The sequence below is a fragment of the Moraxella sp. CTOTU48717 genome (assembly GCF_032057165.1).
Taxonomy (GTDB): Bacteria; Pseudomonadota; Gammaproteobacteria; order Pseudomonadales; family Moraxellaceae; genus Faucicola; species Faucicola tetraodonis.
Map to the genome: position 1 here is coordinate 1 of NZ_DAMBBC010000022.1, position 23768 is coordinate 23768.

Here is a 23768-nt window from a genome sequence, read left to right on the forward strand (position 1 = left end):
TATGATAAGATGGGGTAATTATCTTTTATCGTGAGAATTTTACCATGAGTTTAATCGGTTATGCCCGAGTGTCAACGTCTGAAGGAAAACAGTTGCTTGACCGTCAGATTGATGCCTTAAAAGAAATTGGCTGTGAGCGAATGTTTGAAGACAAAGCATCAGGCAGTAATTCCCAGCGCAAAGGGTTGGATGATTGTCTCAACTATCTGCGAAAAGGCGATGTGCTTGTTGTTTTAGATTTGGATAGACTAGGGCGGTTAGCCAGCGACCTAATCAAACTCATTGATGAACTGGCTGAAAAAGACATTGGCTTTAAAGCGATTAATTCACCGATGGATACCACAACCCCTGCAGGTCGAGCCTTTTTGCAGATTCAAGCCGCTTTTGCTGAGATGGAGCGTAATATTATCCGCCAGCGGGTAAAAGAGGGGATTGCTGCTGCTCGTGCTCGTGGTCGAAAAGGTGGTCGACCTAGAATCATGACGGCTGAGAAACTTCGCTATGCCCAGCATCTAATGCAAGACCAAACCAAAAGCATTCCAGCAATTTGTAAGGAGCTGGGTGATATTCCGAGTAGTACCCTATATCATTATGTGACAGCGAAAGGGGAGTTGAAAAAGGCGGGACTAGATTTAATAGGCAAATCTGAATAGTTTTACGTAAGCCCCAGACCATCTCCTCTACTGCACACTTAGATGAAGCGAGATAATGTCCATGATTTTCAGTAATGGACATTAAAATGGCAACCAACAAACCCAAGCGCAAAACCTACAGTGACGAATTCAAAGAATTTCTAGTTCAAGAAGCCCCAAGCTTAGGGCGGTCTATTGCCAGTATCGCCAGAGACAACGGCATCAACCAGAATCTCTTACACAACTGGAAACGTGAACACAAAGGAAAACAATCCCGCATGAATACATTATTTTTCTATGACCTAAAATAGTGCATTAATTTCTATATCAGTGTAATAATTAGTAATTGCACCTTTATAGAAAAAGTATTTCCAATTACGGCTTCATTTGCAGACTTTGTTATTGAAAATTTTACATTTAAAATCTCCTTGGAAAATATAGTTAATCAGAACAATAATTTTAACTTTATTTGTAATACCACCTTAATATATTGTAATTATTGAATATTTTAATTTTTTATCCTCGCTATTATATGAATTTCTTATTAAATTTGGCATGAAATTTGAATATCCTAAATTAATTAGATTGTTGAACAATTTTAGAATTTATGGTGGTTCCAGCTAAACCAACCATCTAAATTTGTTATTTTAAATTCTCTGAACTGAATATACCTAGAAGTTTCTAGAACTCTACTGACGTTCAGTTAAAACGAAAAACGTGCACTTCTAAGGAAGAATTAATAGTTAAAATTACCACAATCGAAGAAAAAGATGATGATGCTATATGATTTCTGCCAACGATAAAAATTTAAAAAATAATACAGCATTATGCCGAGCTCAGATTGTAGCTCAAGAAATTCAAGAAGATATTATTAAAGGTGTTTTATTGCCTCATACTGCCTTAATAGAGGTTGAAATGGTCAGTAAATATAATGCATCCAGAAATACTATAAGAGAGGCGATGCACCTTTTAGAAGCAGATGGATTAACAAACTACATTAGGAATAAAGGAGTATTCGTAAGGCAGGTAAATGAAAAAGATATAAAAGAGATATTTCAAGCTCGTAGAATAATCGAGAGTCAAGCTATAGTTTTATTTAAAGAGGGACACAATGAAATTATATTTTATATGTCTAAGGACTTAGAAATTGCTCGATTAGCCATAGAAAATCAAGACTGGCAAACCGTAGGGACTATGAGTTTACGTTTTCATCAACACCTAGTTAGTGTAATAGGAAATTCTTTAATTAATGGCTTCTTCATAAAAATTTTAGCACAGCTTCGACTTGTATTCGCTATTGCTCCAAATGAAGAAAAATTTCAGACTCCATGGGTTGAAGAGGATAGAAGAATCTTATCTCTTTTGAAACAAAGTAGGTATGAAGAAGCCTACAAAGTTCTGGATTTATATTTGGATATATCTGAAAAGAATATTCTCAGGATGTATAACTCATTCATTTCAACGATTTGATTTTTTTTGTAGCTTAACTAGGAGACTTAGTATGTATAAAGACTACCCATCAGCCTATCAATCTTCCAAAGGCTCAGTGCTTGATGTGGACAAAGAGTTTTATGACTCTATTCGTGAATCGAAAGAAAAGCGTAAGTTGATAGAATCATTTGAAATACCAATTAGGACAGGGCGGGCATGGAAAGTTAAAGCGGGACAAGTGTTCCGAGTAACTGCTCCAAAAGGGCCTCAAGTTGGCGATTTTAATATATGGAACGCTAACGACCCAAGAGAGAGACTATGGGCATCACGTACTCGTCAATTACAAGGCTCTCACGTTAGTATCTACGATCGGTTATGGTCCACTTTACCATTTATGCGCCCGATTGTAACAATCACAGATGACAGCTTAAAAGATTATGGCGTTGATAAGCATGGCGGGCGTATACATGATCTATTAGGTACAAGATGTGATCCCTATATCAATCGTCTTTTAACAGGAGAGGATTTTGATCATCACTGTCACTCTAACCTTACTAGAGCAGTTTTACCCTATGGGCTGACTGAGTTTGATGTGCATGACGTATTAAATATATTTCAAGTTACTGGCTTAAATCATGATAGCAAATATTTTATGAAAGCTAGCCCTGCAAAAGCAGGTGATTATTTGGAATTTTTTGCTGAGATTGATGTCTTATGTGCTTTATCTACCTGTCCTGGAGGTGATTTATCACTACCTATGTGGGGACCAGATGCACAAGATCCTATTTCAGTTTGTCGACCTTTAGGTGTAGAAATCTATGAACTGGAACCTGAATTACTCAAAAACTGGAAACAACCAGAGCGTTCTCCTTATAAAGGAAATCATGGATTAGCACTAAAAAATTAATTAACGATTGTATTAACTTAAATTGTTTTAAGGACAATAGATGTTTGTATTCAATATTATAAAAATTAATGCTGTCATGGATAATTTTTAAAGTAAAAATATTCTAATTGTCCCTAAAACCTACAATTAAAACCAATTCAACTTTGAAAAGGAGATTATTAGTGAGCAAAAAACTATACTTTATGAACTTTGTCTTGTGCTTAAGCACAGTTGTGAGTCTAAATGCCTGCTCTAATTCTACCACTACCTCGGAGCCAAGTAATTCTGCATCCACAGCAGCGAGTAGTAATAGTAATGTCATCAAAGTAGGTTCTGATCTTACTTATCCGCCATTTGCCTATATGTCAGACAATAAGCCAAATGGGTTTGATGTAGAATTTATGAACCTTTTAGGGAAAGCAAGTAATCAAAAAATTGAATTTGTGGATACTCGATTTGCTAACCTAATTCCTGGATTGAATAGTAAGAAATTTGAGACAATCGCTTCTGCTCTATATATTACACCTGAACGCGAACAACAAGTTAACTTTATTCCTTATGCTCAGGTAGGTGGCGTACTTATTACACGTAAAGGTGACGAAAGCACGGCGCAAAAACCAGAAGATTTATGTGGTAAAACAGTAGCATCTATTAAAGGAGCATCTTGGATACCTAAATTAAATGATGTATCTAGCAAATACTGCTCAGGTAGTAATAAGGCAGCTATTAAAATTAATGAATTTGAAACCTCACCAGAAGCCTTACAGTCTCTATTAGCAAAATCTACTGATATTCAGTTTGAGGACTCTGCTGTCGCTAAAAGTTTAGTTGAAAAATCACAAGATCGAGTGGTTGTTTCGTCAAAAGATATTTTATATCCTCAAAAAATCGGACTAGCTATTGCTAAAAGCGATCAAAAAACACAGCAAATTTTAGAAAAAGCTTTTGAGGAGATTAAGTCTAATGGTGAATACAGTCAATTGCTAAGCAAATATGCATTGAAACAACCATGATTTCTTAACCCTTTGTAGTTTTTTTGATATTTGAGAGTTGTATATGCAATTATTTTATATTCAACTCCAATAATTTTTACATGGTTTATGTCAACCATCCTCCTAATTCGAAGATTTATCTATCTGATTATCAGATTTTATATTCGTGTGAAAAGTTATAGGGGATTAAATAATGCATCTTGACTGGGCATATACATTTGGATTATTAAAAAATAAAGACTTTTGGCAAGCCACTTTAACAGTTATTGAACTAAGTGTATTAGTATGGATTTTAGGTATTGTTTTAGGATTTCTACTTGCTCTAGGAAAGAAATCTAAAATTAAAGCCATTTCAATTTTATGTGGTGGATATATATGGTTCTTTCGTAGCCTGCCTCTGCTAGTGCTCTTGGTTTTTATTTATAATATGCCACAAGTATTTCCGCAAACCAGTGTTATATTAGCTTCTTCTTTCTTATCTGGTCTCATTGCCTTAACCTTAAGTGAAGCTGCCTATATTGCAGAAATTCATCGTGGCGGTCTTAATTCTGTTCACAAAGGTCAAATTGAAGCAGGTAAAGCTTTAGGGATGAAACCTGCTGGAATTCAACGTTTAATTGTCGTGCCACAAGCACTTAGAATTGCATTACCTACATTAAGTAATGAATTTGTTACGATTGTTAAATTAACTTCGTTAGTATCAGTGATATCACTTACAGAGATTCTATTAGTCGGACAACGTCTCTATACCCAGAACTTCTTAGTACTAGAGACGATGTTAGCCGTAGCATTCTTTTACGTTCTTATCGTGACAGTGTTTGGTTGGCTGATCGCCAAATTTGAAAAATTTATTGATATTACCCAAAAGAATCCTCCTTTATTAAGGGAATATGAATTACCTATACCAACTATTAATAAATCTTTATCCAGCTATGATAATTTAAACAATGAAAGAATCGGTAATTATGCTTTAGAAGCGATTGATATTCATAAATCATATGGTAATCATGAAGTACTAAAGGGTATTGACTTGAATGTTAAGTGGGGTGAAGTAATCTCTATTATTGGGCCATCGGGCTCTGGTAAAACCACGTTCATCCGTACATTAAATGGTTTAGAAAGCTTGAATAAAGGAACCGTCAATGTAATGGGAAAACCATTTTTGAAAGATCAAGTTTTGACAGAAAATTCACCTGCCTATAAAGATCAAATTATTCATGTTGGCATGGTATTTCAAAGCTTCAACTTGTTTCCACATAAGACAATTCTCGAAAATGTGATGCTAGCCCCCCAATACCACGGTATGAATGATAGAGGTATTAACCAAATGACAGCTATCGCCATGCTAGATAAAGTTGGTATGAAGCTACATGCAAATAAATATCCTCACCAGTTATCAGGCGGTCAGCAACAACGTGTTGCTATTGCAAGAGCTTTGGCTATGCAACCTTCGATTGTTTTGTTTGATGAGCCTACCTCGGCATTAGATCCAGAGTTAGTCAATGAGGTTCTAAAAGTTATGGAACAATTGGCAAAAGAAGGTTTGACTATGATTATAGTCACCCATGAAATGAACTTTGCTTTCAAAATCTCAGATCGTGTGATTTTCATGGAGGGTGGTCATATTGTAGAACAGGGTTCGCCTTCTGAACTTGAAAATAGCCAAAATGAACGATTTAATCAGTTTATTAAAAAACATTGATGGAGCCGTACTCTCGACTAATTTTTATAAATCACCGATATTACTAGCTTTAAATTTATCATAAAATTAGCTTTTGAATTTTGAGTTTACTAGAATGAATAGCTTATTAAGCGTTGAGAGTGGTGGAATCTAATAAAATTTATGGGCTGTTAATAAATACATGTGTAGTTAATTGAGCTATAAAGGTTGAAGAGATGGAATGGACAAACACACCGCCTAATCTTATTCGTCAAGCAATTCGTGAACAAAAACTTATTGCACCAACGAGCGGTATGGCAAAAGGGTATATTCAGGCTAATGTAGTTATATTACCTCAAACATATGCTTATGACTTTTTACTATTCTGCCAAAGAAATCCAAAGACTTGCCCACTTTTAGATGTTTCAGATGTAGGCAAACCTAGTTTCCCAAAATACGCTCCACAGGGTGATATTAGAAATGAAGTAGGTCTGTATTTTGTTTACAAACGAGGAAAATTGGTTGAAAAACCTTATGATATCAGTGATTTATATGATGAAAAAATGGTGTCTTTTTTAATTGGTTGTAGCTTCACCTTTGAGCATGCGATGCTTGAAGCAGGTTTACCCGTTAGACATATTGAGGAAAACCATAATGTACCTATGTATATCACTAATATACCAACATTACCCGCAGGTATTTTTCATGGGGCAACCACTGTCAGCATGCGTCCTATGACGATGGCACAAGCTATCAAAGCCACTGAAATAACCTCAAATTTTAAAGCTACCCATGGTGCACCTATCCATATCGGTAATCCAGAATATATTGGTATTAAAGATATCTCAAGTCCAGATTTTGGCGAAGCTTCCACTATACAAGCGGGAGAAATTCCTGTATTTTGGGGTTGTGGTGTAACACCGCAATCCGTGTGCCTAAGTGCTAAACCAGAATTAATGATTACCCACGCCCCTGGCTTTATGTTCATTACTGATATTAAAGATAGCGAAATTTTATATTGATAAAATTGCTAAAGGTAAAATACATAGAATTTACAGTAAAAAGGAAAATTCTTTACCTAATTTTTTAAGGATAAACATGAGCACCCCATCTGATAAAGAATCAACAACCCATCGCCCATCAATAACAACCGTGCAAAAATCTGCTATTTTGGGTGCTGCCTTTTTAATGGCAACATCTGCGGTGGGTCCAGGATTTTTGACCCAAACCGCCACTTTTACCGAAAAGCTTGGGGCAAGTTTCGGTTTTGTTATTTTAGTCTCAATTTTGATGGATATCGGGGTACAGCTAAATGTTTGGCGAGTGGTGACTGTTTCTAAGTTGAAGGCTCAAGAAATCGCTAACTTGGTATTTCCTGGCATGGGATATGTATTAGCCTTTTTAATTATTATGGGTGGCTTGGCATTTAATATCGGCAATATTGGTGGGGCAGGATTGGGTTTTCAAGGTATGTTTGGCATGTCGCCTGTGTTGGGGGCTATGATTAGCGGTATCATTGCGATTGGTCTGTTTTTGTTTAAAGAAGCAGGAAAAGCCATCGATAAATTCGCCCAATTGATGGGGTTTGTGCTTATTATCTTAATTTTTTATGTGGTGTTTAAAACCAATCCACCATTTGGCGAAGCGATTGTGAGAACAGTTGCCCCAAGTAAGCTAGATGCTATGGCAATTGTGACTTTGGTCGGTGGCACGGTTGGTGGTTATATCACTTTTTCGGGTGCCCACCGCTTGCTAGAAGCAGGCATTACAGGGGAAGAGAATCTGCCTTCAGTTAACCGTAGCTCAGTTTCAGGGATTTTGATTGCTTCGTTTATTCGTATCTTTTTATTCTTAGGTGTACTTGGTGTCGTAAGCCAAGGCATCCCATTAATTAAGGATAATCCTGCATTAACACCGTTTCAATATGGTATAGGTGACTTAGGTAAGGTAATTTTTGGTATGGTAATTTGGGCAGCGTCGATTACTTCGGTGATTGGATGTGCATACACTTCGGTAACGTTTTTGACCAATTTTAGTGATTTTATTGAACGCAATAAACGCTTTTTTGTGATTGGTTTCATCACTATCTCGACACTTATCTTTATGACCATTGGTAAACCTGCTCAAGTTCTGGTATTGGTAGGTACGCTCAATGGCTTGGTATTGCCGATTGCGTTGGTGATTATTTTGCTTGCTGCCTACCGCAAAAATATCATTGGAAACTATCGTCACCCTGTGTGGATGGCAATCTTTGGATGGATTGTAGCAATTGCCATGTCGATATTGAGCGTCATTACCATCAGTAAATATTTGGCAGGATAAGTCTAGGATAAACGTATATGAATATTGATATCAACCAATTGGCTAAGCTGATTAAAATCGCTGAACAAGCCAACATTGACGAAATTGAGATACGAGAAGGGCAAACCAATATTCGTATTACTTGTCGTCATGCGTCTTATCAGACACCCTATCAACCAGATAGAGTATTACAGGAGGTTGCTACGCCTATGTTTTCAGTAGCACCGCAACCCTTTACGTTAAATAGCAATGAAAGTATTTTGGCTAACGGTGCAAACAAATCGGAAGCCATCGCTTACCCAAGCGAGAGTAACACTCAGACTATCGTATCGCCAATGGTTGGTACGTTTTATCGCAAATCCAGTACAGAAAGTCCAGCCTTTGTGGAAGTTGGGCAAAGCGTAGCAATCGGTGATACCTTGTGTATTGTGGAAGCGATGAAAATCATGCACGAAGTAAAAGCTGAGCAAACAGGTACGATTCAAGCGATTTTGGTGAATGATGGTGATATTGTGGAATATGCCCAGCCATTATTTAGCATTGTTTGATTCGTTTAACCTATAAATTTTTGTCGTAAGGACTACTTTCTTCATGACCGTAACCACAAGTTTTCATCAATTTTCCCAGCTAAATACGCCAAAACTTTTTGACAAAATTTTGATTGCCAATCGTGGGGAAATTGCCCTACGTATCATCCGAGCGTGTAAACAACTGGGCATTACATCCGTTTTGGTGCATTCAGAAGCTGATAGAGATGCGTTGCCTAACCGTCTTGCAGATGAAACTGTGTGTATTGGTCCTGCCAATGCCACTCAAAGTTATCTTAATCAACAAGCAATTCTGGCAGCCGCCGACTTAACCCATGCTGATGCCATTCATCCAGGCTACGGTTTTTTGGCAGAAAATGCCGATTTTGCCGAGCGTATCGAGCAAGCAGGACTGACGTTTATTGGCCCTAGTGCCGACAATATCCGCCAAATGGGCGATAAAGTTGCTGCTAAACAAGCTATGCTAGCCGCAGGTATACCCTGTGTACCAGGCTCAGATGGATCGTTGCCAGACGATGATAACCAAATTTTGGCAATTGCAGAACAAGTCGGTTATCCTGTGATTATTAAAGCAGCAGGCGGTGGTGGTGGTCGTGGTATGCGAGTGGTAACCCGACGAGAGGATTTGATTAGCTCGGTTGCTATGACCAAAAAAGAAGCGGATGCTGCTTTTGGCAATCCTGTGGTATATATGGAGCGGTACTTACAACAGCCCCGTCATATTGAGATTCAAGTGATTGCTGACCACTACGGTCATGCGGTACATTTGGGTGAGCGAGATTGTTCTAGCCAACGCCGTCACCAAAAAGTGGTGGAAGAATCTCCTGCACCGCACATCACTGAGACCGAACGCCAAAAAATCGGACAAGCTTGTGTCAATGCATGTCAGTACATGGGCTATCGGGGTGTGGGTACGTTTGAATTTTTGTATGAAAACGGCGAGTTTTTCTTTATTGAGATGAATACCCGTATTCAAGTGGAACACCCTGTCACCGAATTAGTCACAGGCATAGATTTAATCAGCGAGCAAATCAAAGTGGCCGCTGGTTTTGAGCTTGGCTTTAGCCAAGCAGATATTGTGCTACAAGGTCATGCGTTTGAATGCCGTATCAATGCTGAGCATCCTTTTACCTTTATGCCTAGTGCTGGCAAAGTCAACTATTGCCATCTCCCAGGGGGCAATGGGGTGCGTGTGGATAGTCATATCGAATCAGGTTATCTGATTCCAACCCATTATGATAGCTTGATAGCCAAAGTGTGTGTCCATGCGAAGACTCGGGGCTTGGCACTGCAAAAAATGCAGTCTGCTCTGCATGAACTGACGGTGACTGGCATTATGACCAATAAAGCATTACATCAACGCTTTTTGGCGGATACAGGGTTTCAAGCGGGTGGGACGAGTATTCATTATTTAAGCCAATGGCTTGAGAATAATCAAAACACGCTACAAGTTACCGCCGACCGACTACAAGCACCAAATTCTTAAATGAGTAACGAATTTCAATAAACCAATGGTTAAATAATATAAGGTTATGACCCAACAACAATCAATGACAACCCAATCCACCGCAACCCATACATGGCAAATCTGCAACGAGCGATGTTTGACTTTGTTTTTGCCCAAACCTGTTACCCTTGAGCAACAGCAATTATGTTGGGGATTGGCAGAAAAAATTCCCCAACTCGATGATATCAAAGCGTGGATAAAAGAAACGGTAGTCGGTATGAACACGCTAAGTGTCTATACCCAAGACTTGACTGCCCGTCAGCTACTTCAATTGCAATATTTTCTACAAACAATTAGTCATGACAGCCAATTTATCAAAAAAATCGACGGTCGGCATATCGAAATTCCTGTGCGATATGGTGGTGAGTATGGCCCTGATTTATTGGATTTAGCCCAACAAAAAAACATGACCGTGCGTGAATTGGTCGAACGTCATACTGCACCGATTTATACCGTGTATTTTATGGGTTTTCAACCTGGGTTTCCGTATTTAGGCGGATTATCGCCCGAACTGTATTCGCCTCGTCATGCGGTCCCACGTCTACAAGTTCCTGCAGGCTCAGTCGGCATTGGTGGTGAACAAACAGGTATTTACCCATTTGCATCACCAGGGGGTTGGCAGTTGCTTGGGCGTACCGAATTGCCTCTATTTAATTTAAAAAATGAGCAACCGACCTTGCTCCAAGCAGGCGATACCTTAAGCTTTGTCGCCATTGACGTGATTGAGGAGCGTTTATGAAAATCACCGCAATGACAGCGATGGCAAGCTTGCAAGATATGGGGCGTTTTGGTCACAGACGATTTGGCATTGGCACAAGTGGTGCGATGGATAGTTGGGCAATCAAGGCAGGCAATGCTTTATTGAACAATCCAGATAATACGGTGGCAATCGAGGTGACATTGGGCGGTATGACACTTGCATTTGATGATAGCGATGTGGATGCGACTACAGGGGAGATTAGTGTCTGCTTAACTGGGGCGTTGTACGAAGCCTATGTGACTGATACAGCCAAGCAAACACGAGAGCGAGTACCCAATGGTTGGCGAATTGCCATCAAGGCAGGGCAAACATTGGAACTGGTAAGAGCGATTCAAGGCATGCACGGCTATATTTGTATCCAAGGTGGTCTTGCCGTTGAACAGGTGCTAGGCTCAGCAAGCACCAATGCCAAAGCAGAATTTGGGGGCTATCATGGTCGCTTGTTAAAAGTGGGTGACGTGTTAAGCGTCACAAACACGCAACGTCCCAAGCTATCTCAAATTGGCATGGCTCAATTTGAAGATGATTATCATGATTTATATAAAAACGCAAAACCAATAATTCGTATTGTCAAAAATAGTGAAACGGACTATTTTACCCGTGATTCGCTGTTACAACTCACTAAGCAACCCTATAAATTACTAAGCAGTAGCAATCGCATGGGCTATCGCTTAGAAGGGGATCAAACTTTGGCGTTGACCGAACCGCTACAAATGAATTCTCATGGGGTGGATATCGGTATGATACAAGTGCCACCGCAAGGTCATCCGATTGTCTTGATGGCAGATGCCCAAACCACAGGTGGTTATCCTAAAATTGCCAGTATTATTCAAGCCGATATTGGCAAATTTGCCCAGTTACGCTTTGGACAGTCTTGTCAGTTTCAGTGGGTAACACTTGATGAAGTTATAAGTGGCAAAAAAGCACGAGAACGCCATATTCAGCGTGTCAAAAATTTTGCAGAGGGGAAATAACAATGACAACAGCGACTTTAACGATTGATTTAAATGCCGATGTCTCCGAAGGTTGCGGTCAAGATGACAAACTGCTCACCATCGTCAGTTCTGCCAATATTTGCTGTGGATTGCACGCAGGTTCACCCAGCGAAATGCTCAAAACTTTAAAACTTGCCAAACAGCAAGGCTTACGAGTTGGAGCCCACCCAAGTTTTGATGATAGAGCAAACTTTGGACGCACTAATCATGAATTACCTGATGATGAGATTAAAGCGGTGTTGCTTTATCAGTTGGGGGCAATTCAATCGCTGTGTGATTGGGTGGGTGTGTCCCTTGATTATGTTAAACCGCATGGGGCATTATATAACCAAGCCGCCAAAGATGCCCATTTAGCCAATGTTATTGTAGAAACCATCAAAGGCTTTAATCCAAAGTTAGCTATCATGGGTTTATCGGGTAGTGAGCTGATTAAGGCAACACAGCAACATGGCATCGTTGCCGAATCAGAAGTATTTGCCGACCGCCGTTATGAAGAAAATGGGGCATTGGTTGCTCGGAGTCAGCCTAATGCGGTGATTGACAACGATGATGAAGCCCTTGCTCAAGTGTTACAAATGATAAAAGATAGTAGTGTCACTAGCGTCAACGGCAAAACCATAAAAGTACAAGCTGACAGTATTTGTCTGCATGGCGATAGTGAACATGCTGTACAATTTGCCAAGCGTATCCAAACTGAATTACAACAGCAGGGCATTGCTATTCAGGCGAAATCTAATCTCAAGTAAACATAACTTACGGATACATTATGGACATTCAACATATTCAAGATATGGTCAGTCTGGTCGCTCATAGCCAACTTGCTGAAGTCGAAATCACAGTACAAGGTGATAGCATCCGTATTAAAAACAGCCAGTATGCTACTTTGCACAATAATCAGTTATCGCGTTCAAATGTCAAAGATACCGCCAAACAAGATGTTGATGAGGTTACAAATGATAATACCTATGTCATCAAATCAACCCATATCGGACGACTCAAGCTATCAGCCGATGCCATTAGTGAGCCTTTGGTAAAAGTTGGTGATAAAGTACAACAAGGTGATACCGTGGCTTATGTGGCATGTATGGCACAGCTGTTACCTGTAATTGCTGATAAAGCAGGCTATGTATATTCGATATTGCTAGAAGACAATGATAAAGTAGAATACGGTACGCCAATAATTAAATTACCAATCAAATCAAACTAACTAATGTATTTGTCAAGAGATAGATAAAAACCGTTTCTACCAGGAAAATCAGGAGCTAATTCGGTAGTGTTCAAAAAACTGTGTCATTCCCATAAACTGTTCAGAAAAACAGGAATGACACCATGCAAAACTTCGACTTTAACGAAGCCCTAAAAGCCATTCAATTAGGAAAGCCTATTACAGGCGGTGATGGGGTGCTAGCCCCACTCATCAAACAACTCACCGAAGCCGCTCTATCGGCTGAAATAGACAGCTATCTTGAGCAGAATCATAGTAGTAACTGTCGCAACGGTTATAGCAAAAAGACGGTCAAATCAGCGGTTGGTAGCTTTGAGCTTGAAACACCACGTGACCGCAACGGCGAATTTGAACCTGAGCGAGGAAATAGCGAAGCATCGCTTCACCCGAGCGCAAGACGAAGGCTATGCCTGAGTGACTGGTCAAGAAGCATCAAACCAAACTTACCCCTGAAATTGACAATCTTATCCTCTCGCTATTCTCGCATGGAATGAGCTATACCGCTATCGGGTCTATACAGCGATGAAACTTAATCTGCGCCGCAAAACCAAACTACGACTGCCTACACGTGCCCCCGAGCCACTGACAGTGCCAAATAGCTTAGGCCATACTTGGTCAATGGACTTTATGAGTGACAAGCTGCATAACAATATCCGCTTTCGCACTTTCAATGTTATTGATGATTATAATCGTGAATTACTAGGCATTGATATTGGTACCAGTATACCGTCACTACGAGTGATTCGCTATTTGGATCAGTTAGCCCAGTGCCATGGCTATCCTAACAAGATTCGGGTTGATAATGGCAGTGAGTTTACCTCTAGTGTCTTCACTGATTGGGCGGCGGCTCATGGTATTTTGGTTGATTACATTAAGCCTGACTGCCCATACCAAAATGCGTATATTGAACGGTTTAATCGCAGTTATAGAAATGAGATGCTAGATTGTTATCTGTTCAATAATTTAAATGAGGTTAGACAATTAACCGATGAATGGATCGAGGTTTATAACCACGAACGACCGCATGATTCATTGAATGATATGACACCTGCTGAGTTTAAACAGGTGGCTTAATGATTCTACTTTGATGTTGTTTTAAGTTTGGGGTATTTACATGCCTAATCTATCATTTGACAATCTTTTTGTCACGCACTAACGGCATTGGGGCTGTTACCGTTACTGTCATTGTTTTAAGAAAATTATCACTCTCATCTTTTAGATTTACCCCTGTTAATTGACGCTCAAAGGCTTGTGTAATCAGCCAATTGAGTTTAAACGCTGCCGCTCTTGAGCTAAGCCCACCAGGACGAATGTTCGAGATACAGTTACGCTCGGCATCTTTTTTGCCAGTTTTTGGGGCATAGGTCATATAGACTCCCAATGAATCCGCCGCTGACAAGCCAGGGCGTTCACCGATGAGTACCACCACCATCTTGGCATTGACCAGTTCGCCTACCGCATCCCCTAATGCAACACGCGCTTGCTTGGCAATAAACACAGGAGCGATGATCAGATTTGGATTGAGAAAGGTTTTAAGCTCATTGAGCAGCGGCACAACTTGAGTCTGTACAGCAAGCGATGATAGCCCATCACCAACCATAAACACCAAATCATAGCTGGTTTGCTCATTGGAATAATTGGATGAATCAAACCACGCTTTTTTGCAGTCATCAGCCAGTTTTCGTCCCAAATCGGGGCGTCTAAGATAGGTTTCTCGGCTACCGCTTTGGACATCAGCTTGACTGTGAACTACTTCAACTTGCCAATTTTGCTCTTTTAATTCATTACTAAGTTGCTCGATATCCAATGGCGTGTGAATGGCATCACACGCTTGGGCATGAGCCAATCCAAAGCTCAAAATCTCTTGGGTCGGTAACGCTGCACCGACACGTCCAATCGCAATACGAGCCTGAGTCAGCTCTCGCCACGACTGCCAGTCATTGGTTGTGACACTTTGGTCGATTATGACGTCTTTTTGGATAGAATTTTGCTGGGTATAATTATTGATAATATTAGCCATAACTCACACTTAAGGTATTGGGCGCAGTTAAGAAACGTTTGCCATCAGATACTAAGTATCCTTGGGCATCTGTTAGCTGCATTTTTTGTAGCCATTGTTCAAACTCGGGAGCAGCACGCTTTTTGAGCGTTTCTCGGATAAAGCGAGCATCATGAAAGCTAGTACTTTGGTAGTTGAGCATAATATCATCCGCCCCAGGCACGCCAATCAAGAAAGTTAGCCCTGCTGCTACCAATGACACAATAATACTGTCCATATCGTCTTGGTCAGCATCGCAGTGATTGGTGTAGCAGACATCACAGCCCATAGGCAAGCCAAGCAGTTTGGCACAAAAATGGTCTTCTAAGGCGGCTCGCAAAATTTGTTTTCCATCGGCAAGATATTCTGGACCAATAAAGCCAACTACGGTATTGACCAGTAATGGATTAAACTCCCTTGCCACTGCATACGCTCGGGCTTCACAGGTTTGCTGGTCGATATCATAATGGGCATTGGCAGATAATGCACTGCCTTGCCCTGTTTCAAAGTACATGACGTTTTGCCCAACAGTGCCACGATTAAGTGACAATCCTGCTTCATAGCCTTCTTGTAAAATCGCCAAATCCACACCAAAAGAACGATTCACCGCTTCAGTACCGCCGATTGACTGGAATACCAAATCCACAGGCACGCCTTTATTAATTAGCTCAATGGTATTAGTAATGTGGGTCAGCACACAAGACTGAGTTGGAATATCATATTCATGGATTAAGGTATCAAACATCTTGGATAAATCACCTAAAATTGGCATGCTGTCTGATGCAGGATTGATACCGATTACCGCATCACCCATGCCATATAGAAGCCCATCAAAGGTGGATGCTATCACCCCACGCATGTCATCAGTTGGGTGATTGGGCTGAATGCGTACCGATACCCTATCAGGCAGACCGATGGTATTACGAAATGCGGTGACATTCTGGCATTTAGCAGCCACGGTTATCAAATCTTGATTCCGCATCAGTTTACTCACCGCAGCCACCATCTCTGGAGTAAATGCCCATTTACAGTCTTGTAAAAGCTGTGTATTCGCATATTCACTGAGTAGCCAGTTTCTAAACTCGCCCACGCTCATGCTATTAAATGGGGCAAAAGCCACACTATCATGCTGCTGACGAATAAGACGGCTGACTTCATCGACACTATCATCAAGCAAAGGCTCATCCAAAAAGATACGCAGTGGCAACTCGGCTAACACAAAGCGAGCCGCCATACGCTCAATATTGCTACAAGCAGCAATCCCAGCAAGCACATCGCCTGAGCGTAATGGGCTTGCCTTTGCCATCACTTCTTTTAGACTTTGAAATTGCCAGATATGGTTGGCAATGGTCGTTGAAAAGCGCATTTTGTATCCTAGTATTTTTATACAGAAGAAACTGGTTGACTAGCAATGGTTGCTAAATGTTTATTACGTAACATCATCATCACCCCATACGCTAATGCCATAATCACGATGTATAAAACAAACAAACTAAAGTTAAAATAAATCATCGCAATCAAACTAAATGCACCCAAACCTAATGCAATGGCGGGAAATACAGGATAAAAAGGGGCTTTAAATGGGCGATATAAACTCGGCTCACTACGGCGTAGTTTAAATAATGACGCCATTGACACCAAATACATGGTTAATGCCCCAAATACTGATAAGGTAACAATATTGGCAGTCAGGCTTTGGTCATTGAATTGGATAAAACTATCACTAAAAATTGCCAAAATGCCGACCACGCCGCCTGCCAGAATCGCCGCTCCAGGTGTTTTAAATTTTGGATTAAGTTGTCCTAAGCGTTTTGGCAAAAAACCTTCTCGAGCCAAGGCGTAGATTTGGCGAGAATAGCCCATCAGAATACCATGAAATGAGGCAATCAGACCAAATAAACCAATCCAAACTAACAAATGCAACCAACCACTATCCGCACCGACCACCAATTTCATCGCTTGGGGTAATGGGTCATTGACATCAGCAAATTGACGCCAGTCACCGACACCACCTGCCATAATCATCACACCAAAAGCCAAGAATACCAAGGTCAAAATACCAGCGATATAGGCTTTTGGAATAGTGCGAGCTGGGTCTTTGGCTTCTTCTGCCGCCATCGCTGCCCCTTCGATTGCCAAAAAGAACCAAATCGCAAACGGCATGGCTGCCAAGATACCACTCAATGAAGACATGGTGAACGTATCACTGCCTGCCCAACCATGTGCCACAAAGTTACTCCAACTCCAACCAGGTGACACAATGCCCATAAACATCAGTAGCTCACCAATCGCCAAGATAGTCACCACCAGCTCAAAGGCAGCGGCAATGCCCACCCCTAGCCAGTTGAGCAACATAAACACAAAATACACCGTAACGGCAATATATTTGGCATCAAGTTGTGGAAATTGCACATTCAGATACGCACCAATCGCCAAAGCAATCGCAGGTGGGGCAAAAATAAATTCAATCAAAGTGGCATATCCTGCCAAAAATCCGCCTTTATCACCGAAGGCACGTTTGGCATAGGCATAAGGACCGCCGACATGCGGAATAGCTGTGGTCAACTCGGTAAAACTAAAGATAAAGGTGGTGTACATGACAGCGATGATTGAAGTCGCGACCAAAAATCCCAAAGTACCTGCTTTACCCCACCCATAGCTCCAGCCAAAATACTCGCCGCTGATAACCAAACCAACGGCTATACCCCACAAAGAAAATGTACCGAGTACTTTTTTGAGTTGATGATTTGAATTATTACTCATAATTATTGCCCCATGATTAGACAAGATATCTAAATAACACAGTGCAATATATATGCCACATAAAAATAGGTATTTTAATTCTTAATATATGTCACATAAAAATCAGCATTTTAATTCTTATAAAATCAAACAATTAAAAAATTAGGTGGATCAAAAAATTGTTAAAAGAATCTAAATCTTAGTATTATATGAATGAATTTAGTGCATCAATTGCACTCAATTTAGGCAATATGGAGTTAATACAAAAACGAAAAAATAAGTATGCTAAGGAATCTAGTCTAGTATTGATAAAATTGATGAGGAAATGAGTTTATAAAAAAATGTGGTTTTTCGCACTGCCGATTTTGTTTTAATATTAGGTTCTGAATAAAAAACCAGTTATTGGAACAACTATTCCGATAAATCATGTAGGGGTCAGCACAGAATTCAGATGAAAAAGTACGCTGAGTAATTTTTTTAGTTAATTATTTTATTAAAATCAAATATTTAAGTTTTTATTGTTTGACTTCTTAACAGCGATAACTAATATGTAATTTAGTTGAGAGAATTTTCAAAAATTTATTAAATAACAAACACATAAAATTAAACAAATTTACCTATCGTAAAATATGGTGCGAATTCTGTGCTGATCCCTTAATGACAGCAATAATACCATCATGCTAGCACAAATGGCGATAGCTGGTATGGGAGTGGCAATTTTGTCAGAATGGTTAATTGATGAGCCGATAGTACAAGGACAATTAGTCAAAATATTCTCAGAGCCCTTAAATATCATGCCTTTATATGCGGTATATATGAATCGGGCCTTTTTAAGTTCAAAGATTCGAGCATTGATCGATTTTTTGGAGAGTAGAATGGTTTGTGAGCTAGATAGGTGATAAGAATTTTCTTATATTTTTAGTGCCTCAATAAAGGTTTTTAATAAAGGAGAATTTCCTCGGTTAGGATAGTATAGATAATAGGCGGGGTAGAGCAGTGCCCAATCATGTAATACTTCTTGTAATTCACCGCGCTCAATCTCCTTAATCACTGTCGAACGTTCTAGCCACAGCAGTCCTTGTCCCTGTTTTACCGCCTTAATCATCAGCTGTGCGTCATTAAATATCAGATTTCCTTGCACCACATGTGTTGTCACCTCATGGGTGTTAGGATGATAAAACTGCCAATCTAATAAGCCCCCGTGCGTGGGTAATCGTAATCGAATACACTGATGTTGTACCAAATCATCAGGGGTTGCAATCGTAGGGTGAGTAGATAAATACTCAGGCGTTGCCACCACACACATGATGACAGGCTCTGATACCCTAACGGCAATCATATCGTTATTGACCATATTACCCGAACGAATGCCCACATCATAACGTTCTGCCACAATATCAACCAAACGAATTTGGGAATGAATCTCAAGTGTCACGGCTAGATATTGCTGATTAAATTGGCAAAGCTTATCCCACAATTCATACTCTAAGGTATGGGGCGTGCCTGTAATGCGAATCGTGCCTTGCATTTGACGTTGAGAAGACAGCACTTCATCAATTTTATTATCAATACGCTCAAGTAAAGGTGCAAGTTGTTGGTAAAGCTGTTGCCCCGCGTCTGTGGTAGCGACCTGTCGAGTCGTGCGATTAAATAGACGCACCCCCATCGTTTTTTCGAGCTGAGCAATACTATGACTGACAGCAGAACGGGCCACCCCAAGTTGAGCTGCGGCTTTGGTAAAGCTTTGGGTATTGGCAACGAGCAAAAACGTGCGTAATTCATCGAGTGAATATGACATAATTTCAAATGTAATAGGCTTTCCTAATTGAATGGCTTTTAAGGCTTCGTTAAAGTCAAAGTTTTGCATGGTGTCATTCCTGTTTTATTTGACAGTTTATGGGAATGACACAGTTTTTTGAACACTACCGGTTTTTCCTGAAAGTGCGTGACTAGTTACAACTCTCCTAACAGGAAAATAAGTAAACAGATAAACCAACTAATCACCTAAATCAAAAGCATGGACGAGTTCAAAGCCAACTTAAGCTATTTAAATAAATTTTTAGAACCCAGGGCCCCGTCTTCTACCATAACTTGGCGAAGGCTGCTGAACGGGTTTAGGTGATTGAACAGACGTATCTACACTCGTCAGTATTTTGTCAATATCGTCAAACAAGCTTGTCAGTGGTTTTGACAACTGTCGATCCGCATCATACAGCTCCACAGTTTGATCAGATTCGATAAAATCGCGTTCGATTGCCTGATCCACCAAAGCCTTTGCCTGATTATTTAATAACGTAGCAAGCTTAACACCCTGTGCCAAATACTGACAATGAGCTGGCTTATCTTTTTGATAACCTAGACCATCAAGGCCCTTAGAGCGTATTTTTTCTGAAAAACCTATGGACCCATCCCGCGCTTTATCTATCATCTCTTGTCTATCATGGGTGGGTTTAACCCCTACCATTGCGCGTTTATAAGCTGTCGTGGCTTTTAAGAACATATCCTTATCACCAATGACTTGACTTACCCTAAGCGCAATCATGGCTTGTAATGCCCGATTAAGCGAGTAGCGCTCATAATAGTAATCAGCTTCGATTTTTGCTTGTTGAAGCCCATTAAAATAGGCTTTGATTTCCTCGGCGATTTGCTTCTCAAATTCAGTGCGCGCTTCAAGCTGTTGCTTTAATTTCGCTAGTCTCGCTTCTTCGGCAATGACAGCTTGTCGTTGAGCAATCAATTCAATTGTTTTATCAATGTTGTCATTTTGGCGTCCTGTGCTTGATATAGCGTGACCCATTCGGACAACTTGGCTAAGATCGCTTGATTTTCCGTTGTCAGTTGCTGGTTGGACTGCTGCAATTGCTGGGTTTGTGTTTGTAGTGCCTGATTGGACTGGTGAAGCTGAGATACTTGGTTGGTCAACGCTTGAATCGTTCGTTGATGCTCGTGATACTGGCTTAGATATTGCTCGGCTAAGCGTGCGGCTTGATCGGCTAACTGCTGATTTTGCGCCAGTAAATTGTCGAGCTGTGTTTTGGTGACGGGTTCTTTGTTCGTATCGATGGTTGACGAGTTTTCTAATTTCTCCATAGCAAGTTTGAGCAAGGCCACTAATTCGCTCAACGCTTGATTGTCTTGCTCGTACTGCTGTTTGAAAACCGTAAACTGCGCTTGTTGCTCGTCTAACAAGGTTTTTGACAGCTGCGCTAAGGCGGTCTCTAACAGTAGGTTTGGATGGTTCGGTAGCATCGTTTAATTCTCCCGCGTTAACTGTTGATACGCCAGGTAAATCCCGCAACAAGTCAGAATAAACAGAATCATCAGTAATGATGTTATCATGAATGTTGACCAAATCCGCCATTCTACGAGCACCGAGATGTTGATGCCCAACGATATCGCCAGCAGGCTTAAAAAGATCACCCACAATATCACTGGTAGTTGATTCTGGCGGTTGATACTCGTTATCAGCTTGCTGCGCCAAGTTTGCTGTTCGCTTAAAAATCGCTGGTAATCCTGCTGCTCGCTCTCGATTCTCAATGCTATCTTCTCGTTCACGTGATTGGCGTAGGTACCCAGATTGCTGTCCACCTGATTCGTGAGTGACGTTAAAGTCGTTTGAGCCTTCTCGTCGATTTGCGTGATCCGTTCTTCCATCTGGGCTAGCCGCGTATCGAGCTGATCTAAACGGGCTGAGATAGCCTTCTGGTCGATCAATGTATCGATACGTTCGTGCAAGGCTTTGTTCGACTCGCTGATCTGGTTCAACGGTTGGCTCTGCTCGGTTTTGAGCTCGGTTTTTAAATCGTTTAGAAAGCTCGTTACTTCGTTTGTCACAGTAGCTTTGATAGTCTGCCTTAAGCCTGAGAATTCGTTCGTGATCTGGCTCTTCACGGTATCTTCGATCGTTTTTTGCTTGGTCAAATTGCTCGCCGAGAGTTCCCCGAGATTCGAAGGTTTTTTCATAAAAAGCTCCTTGTAAACGAATAGGTCTAGCGCCACCGTGTGGATTTTTAATAGAAATAGATTGGTTCTTAATAGCGGTGATCTCGTAATGCTCAGATAGATAAGTAATCACATCATCGCGATGATTGACTGACTCATTGATAAATAACTCTTCTAATTCATCATTAATTTTTCCTAGCGTTTCTTTAACATTTTTAGGTAGCTTATCACCAATCCGTGTTAATTTAATGCGCGCCGCCGCAACTGGATCGGTTAAATTCATCTCTAAATTTTTGATTTCTTTAAACGTATCCACCCGTTTTTCATCGATTAGATGATAATAAACGGGTAGCGCTTTTCCTGTTGTTAGTTCGACATTGGCAAAGACAAAGTTCAGCTCAAGCCTAGGGGTGTTTGTTACCTCATCAATTTTATCGGTGTGTTCTACCCAATAACCAGCATACTGATTTTTATCAAGACCGGTAAATAAACAGTGCTCAAATTCATCCATCAATTGTTGTTTCATTGCTTCAGTAACCGTCTTACTTTCCTCCCCTTCAAATGCCAAACACCCAGCCGTATAAATCTTTGAAAAAGTTAAACCATTAATAAGTTCAGTCACCCACTCAGGATTACCACTCAATAATTTTGCATTTTCGCGAGAAGCGATACCATCTGCATAATCTTTCCCTAGCAAATAGCGTTGCACAGCACGACCACCCGAAGAATAATGGTTATCTGTGACCCCACCTCGCTTAAAAAATTTCACAAGCATTTAATTTTCCATAAAAAATTTTAGATAACTTGCTATAAGTATTTAAAAAAAATTTAAACGATTTTTATAATTTAGGTGCAACAATTTCATCAATAATAATTATATTTTATTTAGTAGTATAACGATCTAATAATTGATCGAGCTGATGACGAAGGAAAGCAAGTTCCGTAGCCAACGCTAAATTATCTAACGTATTATTATTAAAATTATTATTCGCTATAGTAGTCAGCTGATTTAAATTAACACCGATACGATTAATTTCACGCAATAAACCTTGCTCAACTTTGGGTGGATGAATACGACGCTCCATCGGATTTTCTAAGGATTTTAGGCGAATATATTTTGCGACAGGCATCTCACTAATTTTTTGGATTTTCTCATATTCTTCATCGTTAAAGCGCACCTTTACCACATGCGTTCGCTTATCTTGTTCTGATTTTTTCATCGCTAATAGCCAACCAACTAAAGAATTATCATAATCGTTTTACAATGTATGCCGTAGGATTTAGCCCAACATCTTCTTACGACCCCAGCTTTTTAGGGGGAGTAAAATAGGTTGGGCTGGGGGTATTGGGGGGCTTGCCCCCTAATCAAGCATCCGATAAAACACCTATGAGCGATAGCGAAATAGGGGTCTTTATCTGTGCTTGCTCTTTTAGCTCTACGGGGTTATGATCTTTATTATCAAATTCTAGCATTGCCTGTGGGCACAGTAAAGACCAAACTTGCTGCTATAACTAAAGCATGCTAAGATTTTTCCATAACTGATATTTTTATTGGATAAGTATGCGAGGTAATAATGAGTAAGTACTTGAGGAAAACCCCTGAGCAATTGGCCCAAGAGATGTTAGCAATTTCTCAAGCATTAGAGTTGATGAATAAAGAGGAAGCAGAAGCATTAGGTACGATTTCTAAGCGTTATGTTGATAGTATTAGTGAACCCAAAAAAGCAGAAGCTTATTTAAAGTTTTTAGATCAATATGCTACCAAAGAGGAAAAAAAGCGTTTAAAAAATCGTATAAATATTTTAAAAAAATTGGCTAAGCAAGATGATACTGATAGCAAACAATTGGTTATTGATGATAAAAATGCTAATAATATTCAACCTACTTCTCATTAAATCACTGCTTTAGATCATAAAATAGTTGAAGAAAATGGCATCAATTATAATAATAATTTAACCACTAATTTGGTGGATAATTAGTTTAATTATTTAGTGTTCAATTATAAAATTGATAGTGTTTTTTAGTTATAGAGTGATAAATTTTTTTATTAATCTATATTTTTTATTGATAATTTTCTTTTAGTTCTTTTATTTTTTTTGGTTTGAATTT

General features: G+C 40.0%; 23 protein-coding genes and 1 pseudogene. 18 read left to right on the forward strand and 6 right to left on the reverse strand.

What is annotated here, in order from left to right; all coding sequences use genetic code 11:
- Positions 1 to 44 precede the first annotated feature (44 nt).
- The 16 genes and pseudogenes from RT084_RS10895 to RT084_RS10970 all read left to right on the forward strand — a co-directional run bounded on the left by RT084_RS10895 (position 45) and on the right by RT084_RS10970 (position 14011).
- On the forward strand, positions 45 to 653 hold the full coding sequence (locus RT084_RS10895; RefSeq protein WP_313099997.1) for a recombinase family protein: 609 nt from the start codon (positions 45 to 47) through the stop codon (positions 651 to 653).
- 86 nt (positions 654 to 739) lie between these two features.
- A complete protein-coding gene (locus RT084_RS10900; protein WP_160003014.1) occupies positions 740 to 943 on the forward strand; it encodes a transposase in 204 nt (67 codons plus the stop codon).
- Positions 944 to 1415: 472 nt separating this feature from the next.
- Entirely contained in the window at positions 1416 to 2102 is a 687-nt protein-coding gene (locus RT084_RS10905) for a GntR family transcriptional regulator (protein WP_160003015.1), read from the forward strand.
- A 31-nt stretch (positions 2103 to 2133) separates the two neighbouring features.
- Positions 2134 to 2970: an urea carboxylase-associated family protein gene (locus tag RT084_RS10910; RefSeq protein ID WP_160003016.1), complete on the forward strand. Its 837-nt coding sequence runs from the start codon at positions 2134 to 2136 to the stop codon at positions 2968 to 2970.
- Positions 2971 to 3131: 161 nt separating this feature from the next.
- Positions 3132 to 3962 carry an ABC transporter substrate-binding protein gene (locus RT084_RS10915; protein WP_160003017.1) on the forward strand — a complete coding sequence of 277 codons (831 nt, stop codon included), beginning with the start codon at positions 3132 to 3134 and terminating at the stop codon, positions 3960 to 3962.
- 172 nt (positions 3963 to 4134) lie between these two features.
- Complete coding sequence (locus RT084_RS10920) at positions 4135 to 5643, forward strand: amino acid ABC transporter permease/ATP-binding protein (RefSeq protein ID WP_160003018.1); 1509 nt, start codon at positions 4135 to 4137, stop codon at positions 5641 to 5643.
- A 194-nt stretch (positions 5644 to 5837) separates the two neighbouring features.
- Positions 5838 to 6623, forward strand: coding sequence for a putative hydro-lyase (locus RT084_RS10925; protein ID WP_159771952.1), 786 nt, complete (start codon positions 5838 to 5840; stop codon positions 6621 to 6623).
- Positions 6624 to 6699: 76 nt separating this feature from the next.
- On the forward strand, positions 6700 to 7923 hold the full coding sequence (locus RT084_RS10930; protein ID WP_313100006.1) for an NRAMP family divalent metal transporter: 1224 nt from the start codon (positions 6700 to 6702) through the stop codon (positions 7921 to 7923).
- A gap of 17 nt (positions 7924 to 7940) precedes the next feature.
- Complete coding sequence (gene accB / locus RT084_RS10935; protein WP_313100009.1) at positions 7941 to 8450, forward strand: acetyl-CoA carboxylase biotin carboxyl carrier protein; 510 nt, start codon at positions 7941 to 7943, stop codon at positions 8448 to 8450.
- A 43-nt stretch (positions 8451 to 8493) separates the two neighbouring features.
- Positions 8494 to 9936 carry an acetyl-CoA carboxylase biotin carboxylase subunit gene (gene accC / locus RT084_RS10940; protein WP_248148500.1) on the forward strand — a complete coding sequence of 481 codons (1443 nt, stop codon included), beginning with the start codon at positions 8494 to 8496 and terminating at the stop codon, positions 9934 to 9936.
- 46 nt (positions 9937 to 9982) lie between these two features.
- On the forward strand, positions 9983 to 10696 hold the full coding sequence (gene pxpB, locus RT084_RS10945; protein ID WP_286190448.1) for a 5-oxoprolinase subunit PxpB: 714 nt from the start codon (positions 9983 to 9985) through the stop codon (positions 10694 to 10696).
- The gene (locus tag RT084_RS10950) at positions 10693 to 11691 is read left to right on the forward strand and encodes a 5-oxoprolinase subunit C family protein (protein WP_313100013.1); all 999 of its coding nucleotides are present in this window, start codon (positions 10693 to 10695) and stop codon (positions 11689 to 11691) included. The genes pxpB and RT084_RS10950 overlap by 4 nt, the downstream gene beginning before the upstream one ends.
- Before the next feature lie 2 nt (positions 11692 to 11693).
- On the forward strand, positions 11694 to 12458 hold the full coding sequence (gene pxpA / locus RT084_RS10955; RefSeq protein ID WP_313100015.1) for a 5-oxoprolinase subunit PxpA: 765 nt from the start codon (positions 11694 to 11696) through the stop codon (positions 12456 to 12458).
- Positions 12459 to 12478: 20 nt separating this feature from the next.
- Positions 12479 to 12919, forward strand: a complete 441-nt coding sequence (locus RT084_RS10960) for an acetyl-CoA carboxylase biotin carboxyl carrier protein (protein ID WP_313100018.1) — start codon at positions 12479 to 12481, stop codon at positions 12917 to 12919.
- Between the two features lie 122 nt (positions 12920 to 13041).
- Positions 13042 to 13445, forward strand: a pseudogene (locus tag RT084_RS10965) (transposase); the annotation flags it as partial.
- Positions 13446 to 13459: 14 nt separating this feature from the next.
- Positions 13460 to 14011, forward strand: a complete 552-nt coding sequence (locus RT084_RS10970; protein WP_313100022.1) for an IS3 family transposase — start codon at positions 13460 to 13462, stop codon at positions 14009 to 14011.
- 52 nt (positions 14012 to 14063) lie between these two features.
- On the opposite strand, the gene eutC is transcribed toward RT084_RS10970, so the two are convergent.
- Genes eutC through eat form a run of 3 tightly spaced genes read right to left on the reverse strand, consistent with a single transcriptional unit; the run spans position 14064 to position 17738 of the window.
- Positions 14064 to 14957, reverse strand: a complete 894-nt coding sequence (gene eutC / locus RT084_RS10975; protein WP_313100024.1) for an ethanolamine ammonia-lyase subunit EutC — start codon at positions 14955 to 14957, stop codon at positions 14064 to 14066.
- Positions 14950 to 16341: an ethanolamine ammonia-lyase subunit EutB gene (locus RT084_RS10980; protein ID WP_309593725.1), complete on the reverse strand. Its 1392-nt coding sequence runs from the start codon at positions 16339 to 16341 to the stop codon at positions 14950 to 14952. The genes eutC and RT084_RS10980 overlap by 8 nt, the downstream gene beginning before the upstream one ends.
- 17 nt (positions 16342 to 16358) lie before the next feature.
- The gene (gene eat / locus RT084_RS10985; RefSeq protein ID WP_309593726.1) at positions 16359 to 17738 is read right to left on the reverse strand and encodes an ethanolamine permease; all 1380 of its coding nucleotides are present in this window, start codon (positions 17736 to 17738) and stop codon (positions 16359 to 16361) included.
- A 656-nt stretch (positions 17739 to 18394) separates the two neighbouring features.
- Here eat and RT084_RS12435 point away from each other — a divergent pair.
- Positions 18395 to 18616, forward strand: coding sequence for a LysR substrate-binding domain-containing protein (locus RT084_RS12435; RefSeq protein WP_409519602.1), 222 nt, complete (start codon positions 18395 to 18397; stop codon positions 18614 to 18616).
- An 11-nt stretch (positions 18617 to 18627) separates the two neighbouring features.
- Here the strand turns inward: RT084_RS12435 and RT084_RS10990 are convergent, their stop codons facing one another.
- The 3 genes from RT084_RS10990 to RT084_RS11000 form a co-directional block, all read right to left on the reverse strand.
- The gene (locus RT084_RS10990; RefSeq protein ID WP_313100031.1) at positions 18628 to 19584 is read right to left on the reverse strand and encodes a LysR family transcriptional regulator; all 957 of its coding nucleotides are present in this window, start codon (positions 19582 to 19584) and stop codon (positions 18628 to 18630) included.
- A 192-nt stretch (positions 19585 to 19776) separates the two neighbouring features.
- Positions 19777 to 22434 (reverse strand): relaxase family protein, encoded by a 2658-nt coding sequence (locus tag RT084_RS10995; RefSeq protein ID WP_313100034.1) that lies wholly within the window; start codon positions 22432 to 22434, stop codon positions 19777 to 19779.
- A gap of 106 nt (positions 22435 to 22540) precedes the next feature.
- A complete protein-coding gene (locus tag RT084_RS11000; RefSeq protein WP_065253238.1) occupies positions 22541 to 22879 on the reverse strand; it encodes a plasmid mobilization protein in 339 nt (112 codons plus the stop codon).
- 354 nt (positions 22880 to 23233) lie between these two features.
- On the opposite strand from RT084_RS11000, the gene RT084_RS11005 reads away from it, so the two are divergent.
- Positions 23234 to 23554 carry a hypothetical protein gene (locus RT084_RS11005; RefSeq protein WP_128681898.1) on the forward strand — a complete coding sequence of 107 codons (321 nt, stop codon included), beginning with the start codon at positions 23234 to 23236 and terminating at the stop codon, positions 23552 to 23554.
- Positions 23555 to 23768: the final 214 nt, after the last annotated feature.

Coding starts and splice junctions, on each gene's coding strand:
- RT084_RS10895 (WP_313099997.1), top strand. CDS start 45: ATGAGTTTAATCGGTTATGCCCGAGTGTCAACGTCTGAAGGAAAACAG.
- RT084_RS10900 (WP_160003014.1), top strand. CDS start 740: ATGGCAACCAACAAACCCAAGCGCAAAACCTACAGTGACGAATTCAAA.
- RT084_RS10905 (WP_160003015.1), top strand. CDS start 1,416: ATGATTTCTGCCAACGATAAAAATTTAAAAAATAATACAGCATTATGC.
- RT084_RS10910 (WP_160003016.1), top strand. CDS start 2,134: ATGTATAAAGACTACCCATCAGCCTATCAATCTTCCAAAGGCTCAGTG.
- RT084_RS10920 (WP_160003018.1), top strand. CDS start 4,135: ATGCATCTTGACTGGGCATATACATTTGGATTATTAAAAAATAAAGAC.
- RT084_RS10925 (WP_159771952.1), top strand. CDS start 5,838: ATGGAATGGACAAACACACCGCCTAATCTTATTCGTCAAGCAATTCGT.
- RT084_RS10930 (WP_313100006.1), top strand. CDS start 6,700: ATGAGCACCCCATCTGATAAAGAATCAACAACCCATCGCCCATCAATA.
- accB (WP_313100009.1), top strand. CDS start 7,941: ATGAATATTGATATCAACCAATTGGCTAAGCTGATTAAAATCGCTGAA.
- accC (WP_248148500.1), top strand. CDS start 8,494: ATGACCGTAACCACAAGTTTTCATCAATTTTCCCAGCTAAATACGCCA.
- pxpB (WP_286190448.1), top strand. CDS start 9,983: ATGACCCAACAACAATCAATGACAACCCAATCCACCGCAACCCATACA.
- RT084_RS10950 (WP_313100013.1), top strand. CDS start 10,693: ATGAAAATCACCGCAATGACAGCGATGGCAAGCTTGCAAGATATGGGG.
- pxpA (WP_313100015.1), top strand. CDS start 11,694: ATGACAACAGCGACTTTAACGATTGATTTAAATGCCGATGTCTCCGAA.
- RT084_RS10960 (WP_313100018.1), top strand. CDS start 12,479: ATGGACATTCAACATATTCAAGATATGGTCAGTCTGGTCGCTCATAGC.
- RT084_RS10970 (WP_313100022.1), top strand. CDS start 13,460: ATGAAACTTAATCTGCGCCGCAAAACCAAACTACGACTGCCTACACGT.
- eutC (WP_313100024.1), bottom strand. CDS start 14,957: ATGGCTAATATTATCAATAATTATACCCAGCAAAATTCTATCCAAAAA.
- RT084_RS10980 (WP_309593725.1), bottom strand. CDS start 16,341: ATGCGCTTTTCAACGACCATTGCCAACCATATCTGGCAATTTCAAAGT.
- eat (WP_309593726.1), bottom strand. CDS start 17,738: ATGAGTAATAATTCAAATCATCAACTCAAAAAAGTACTCGGTACATTT.
- RT084_RS12435 (WP_409519602.1), top strand. CDS start 18,395: ATGCTAGCACAAATGGCGATAGCTGGTATGGGAGTGGCAATTTTGTCA.
- RT084_RS10990 (WP_313100031.1), bottom strand. CDS start 19,584: ATGCAAAACTTTGACTTTAACGAAGCCTTAAAAGCCATTCAATTAGGA.
- RT084_RS10995 (WP_313100034.1), bottom strand. CDS start 22,434: ATGCTTGTGAAATTTTTTAAGCGAGGTGGGGTCACAGATAACCATTAT.
- RT084_RS11000 (WP_065253238.1), bottom strand. CDS start 22,879: ATGAAAAAATCAGAACAAGATAAGCGAACGCATGTGGTAAAGGTGCGC.
- RT084_RS11005 (WP_128681898.1), top strand. CDS start 23,234: ATGAGTAAGTACTTGAGGAAAACCCCTGAGCAATTGGCCCAAGAGATG.